The following is a 2,928-nucleotide window of genomic DNA, read 5'->3' on the forward strand; positions in this document are numbered from 1 at the left end:
TCACTCTTGCGGAGTGCTTCTTGCACCGTTTCCACCTCGATTCGTGCTGCCTGTTCGCGCAATAGAAGCTGAGTTTTTTCCTCAGCTTCCTTCTCCTTGGTGATATCGACCATCACGCCGCGCAGCAACTTGGGGCAACCTTGTTCATCGCACACCACACGCACCACATCTTTGAGCCAGACGACGCGACTATCCGATGCGATCGCCCGATACTGGAATTCGTGGTCTCTAGCTTGATTGGTTGCACTCACGCAAAAATTAACGCACCAGTCGCGGTCTTCCGGATGCAGCAAACAATCCTGCCAAAACGTCGGCTCATCTAACCACTGACCGATCGGATAGCCAAGAATATCTTGAGCGCGATCGCTAACAAACGTGAATTTCCACGTCACAGCGTCCATTTCCCAGACAATCGCATCCAGTCCTTGCACTAGCTCGACAAAGCGTCGATGTGCCTCTGCTGCACTTCGTGCCGCTACTTCCTGCTCAGCTGCTTCGCTAATGCTAACAGCCAGCGCTGTTGTTGATGCCTCAGCCTCTCGGTGTGCCGCTTCTAACTCCGTCTCACTCATCCTCAAGTCTTCTTTTCAGTACGACCAGCTCAAGATGCCCGACTGTTTGCCCAGGCTCCAAACGTTCCAGCAGCTTACTTTTGAGTAAATTCCGGGGCAATCCGATCTGTCTTTGCCGCCATTATAAAATCGTTCCGGTGCAAACCAGAAATCGCGTGAGTCCACCAGCTCACCGTCACCTTACCCCACTCCGTCAGCAAAGCCGGGTGATGCCCTTCCGCTTCCGCTGCTTCGCCGACTTTATTAGTGAAAGCTAGCGCCGTCTGAAAATCTGCAAACTTGTAGGTGCGCTTGAGCCGCGATTCTCCCTCCTCTTCCACAATGTTCCAATCTGGAATCTCTGGTTTCAGTTCTGCGATATCCGCCTCAGTGACGCGTGGCGCATCCTTATGACAGGCAATACACTTTTCTTGTGTCAGATTTGCCATATTTCCCTATTTTCGGCACTTAAGTTGTCCGATTTTACCCAAGTGTTGTTTTTCCCACGTCTGCCATAATGCGGATTTTGGCTAGAAGGATGGGTGGAAGCGATCGCAAAGTATTTCTGAAACTGCATCATCTATAATCTGCGATCGCTGTTTTTCTCACTCATTACCTTTCAGTTTCGTGGCTAGCTTTCGCCGTCAAACTTTCAATCTGGCTTATCGCATCTTGTTCCTTACGCCAAGCTTTATCACGCAACGCATTAGCCTTTAAAACTAAATCGCCAATCTCGTTTCTAACAGATGGAGTTGGCAACGGGATAGGAACAGAGGCAAACATCTCTCGATCAACTTCAAGGATAACTGAGCCATAAGAATGTCTTGTTGTAAGTCGAGTGCCGTAGTCCGATGCCAGCCAAGCGTAGAGGTAGCCAGGATTCATATCGGATGCAGCCACCAACCGCGTTGCGTGTTGATTTGCCGTCCAATTTGCCATATACGCCGGAATGATCTGCACACGCCCAATCGTGCCAGAACAAGTTACAGCAATCATTCCTTCCTCAAGCTGGATTTCTGGCAGATCCTTAGTGTGAGCGCCTTTTGCTAATCCCTTCACGTCAACTGGATCGACTTGGAAAAGCTGCTTACTACTCAGAAGTGGAATCCCTCCATGAGGAACATACACCCGCTTGCGGAATTTTGTAATTGCCCTAACTTCTTTGGTGACTCGTTCGTCACCCACGGTAGTTATTTCTACAGGCAGTAGTCTTAACTGCTGTTCGGCTTGCATGGCAACAGGATCGTGGAAGCTTGCCTCCAAGCGTCCTGTGAGTTGGGATGCTCTCACCTTGGATGTCGCAAAACCCTCGATGCTTGGTGTTAACGAGTCCAGATATGGCAAATTTAGTTGCTCATGCAACAGTCCATCTGCCTCGTCCAAGAGACGGTTAGCTTCATCTCTAAGTTCGCCAGCCTCCCGCATCAGTCGCCCGATGGCAATACGACGCAGGGGATGTAAATCGGGAATGACAATGCGAGACAGATGTTGAGGCTCAATGTGGACAACCACTGAACCATAAGTTGCTTGAATCAGCTGAGGACGACCATAACGGCTGCGAAGAAAAGCGGTGATGTAGCCAGCCGTGTCAGGGTCGTCAGTGCGTAGACGAATAGCGTGTTCAGACAGAGCCTTTCCTTCCAGCATTGTTGTAGCCAAGCTGACGTTGCCTATAGTGCCGGATCGAGTAATGAGAATGTCCCACATCTCGATTAAAAACTTATCGATATTAGGCGTTAGCTTGCGACTCAAAAATCGTTCAACTCTTGGTCGTAAACTAATAATTTCCGAACTCGATAAGAATGGTATTCCTTTGTCAGGACTGACTGAGGTTCGTTTAAGGCGCAGTGATCTTGGGGGCTTCTGACAAAGACCTTCATCTCCAGCTAGAGGAATTAACGGCAAACCACTTGCCTGTAACTTTGCAACAGCGTTACGAGCTTCAATATTGAAGCTAGATGCTTCCAAGCGAACCCCAGCATTGAAGACCTCATTCAGGCGAACTGTAGTTGAGAGCTTTTCTGGCTCGCTGGCTGGCGTTGAAGGCGCTACACTTGGCTGATTTGCATTTGTCCGTTTCACCATCCCAGCACCGCCTGCTTTTTCCAGTCCAGAAATTCATTAGCTACAAGTGGCGTATCGTCGTCCAACGTTTTTCGACGCGGTAACGGTCGTACTGTTGCATCACCCGTAGCGGTTCGTTCTAGCAAGGGAGTTAAGTGCTTATGCAAAATAAATTACACATAATAAAAAGTAGAATAAGCTAAAACAAAAGTCAAGAAAACAAGAGACTTATGAGATTTATTAGAGATTTAAGCCGAGAAACTCAAAGGATTCTCAAAAGAATTTATAAAGAAAGTAGACATCATCAAGTGAG

The 2,928-nt window shown here is 48.4% G+C and carries 5 protein-coding genes; all 5 read right to left on the reverse strand.

The window, feature by feature from the left end:
- A partial coding sequence (locus H6F50_RS02080; protein WP_190425773.1) for a PAS domain-containing protein occupies positions 1–572 on the reverse strand: 572 nt, incomplete at its 3' end.
- 74 nt (positions 573–646) lie between these two features.
- Positions 647–1,000 carry a 4a-hydroxytetrahydrobiopterin dehydratase gene (locus H6F50_RS02085; protein WP_190415292.1) on the reverse strand — a complete coding sequence of 118 codons (354 nt, stop codon included), beginning with the start codon at positions 998–1,000 and terminating at the stop codon, positions 647–649.
- Positions 988–1,131, reverse strand: a complete 144-nt coding sequence (locus tag H6F50_RS02090; RefSeq protein ID WP_190425776.1) for a hypothetical protein — start codon at positions 1,129–1,131, stop codon at positions 988–990. Before H6F50_RS02090 ends, H6F50_RS02085 begins: the two co-directional genes overlap by 13 nt.
- Before the next feature lie 32 nt (positions 1,132–1,163).
- On the reverse strand, positions 1,164–2,636 hold the full coding sequence (locus H6F50_RS02095; RefSeq protein WP_190425791.1) for a restriction endonuclease subunit S: 1,473 nt from the start codon (positions 2,634–2,636) through the stop codon (positions 1,164–1,166).
- Positions 2,630–2,782 carry a hypothetical protein gene (locus H6F50_RS02100; RefSeq protein WP_190425793.1) on the reverse strand — a complete coding sequence of 51 codons (153 nt, stop codon included), beginning with the start codon at positions 2,780–2,782 and terminating at the stop codon, positions 2,630–2,632. Before H6F50_RS02100 ends, H6F50_RS02095 begins: the two co-directional genes overlap by 7 nt.
- Positions 2,783–2,928: the final 146 nt, after the last annotated feature.

The sequence above is a fragment of the Coleofasciculus sp. FACHB-712 genome (assembly GCF_014695635.1).
In the GTDB taxonomy this organism is placed as follows: Bacteria; Cyanobacteriota; Cyanobacteriia; order Cyanobacteriales; family FACHB-T130; genus FACHB-T130.

Coding starts and splice junctions, on each gene's coding strand:
- H6F50_RS02095 (WP_190425791.1), bottom strand. CDS start 2,636: ATGGTGAAACGGACAAATGCAAATCAGCCAAGTGTAGCGCCTTCAACG.
- H6F50_RS02085 (WP_190415292.1), bottom strand. CDS start 1,000: ATGGCAAATCTGACACAAGAAAAGTGTATTGCCTGTCATAAGGATGCG.
- H6F50_RS02090 (WP_190425776.1), bottom strand. CDS start 1,131: ATGATGCAGTTTCAGAAATACTTTGCGATCGCTTCCACCCATCCTTCT.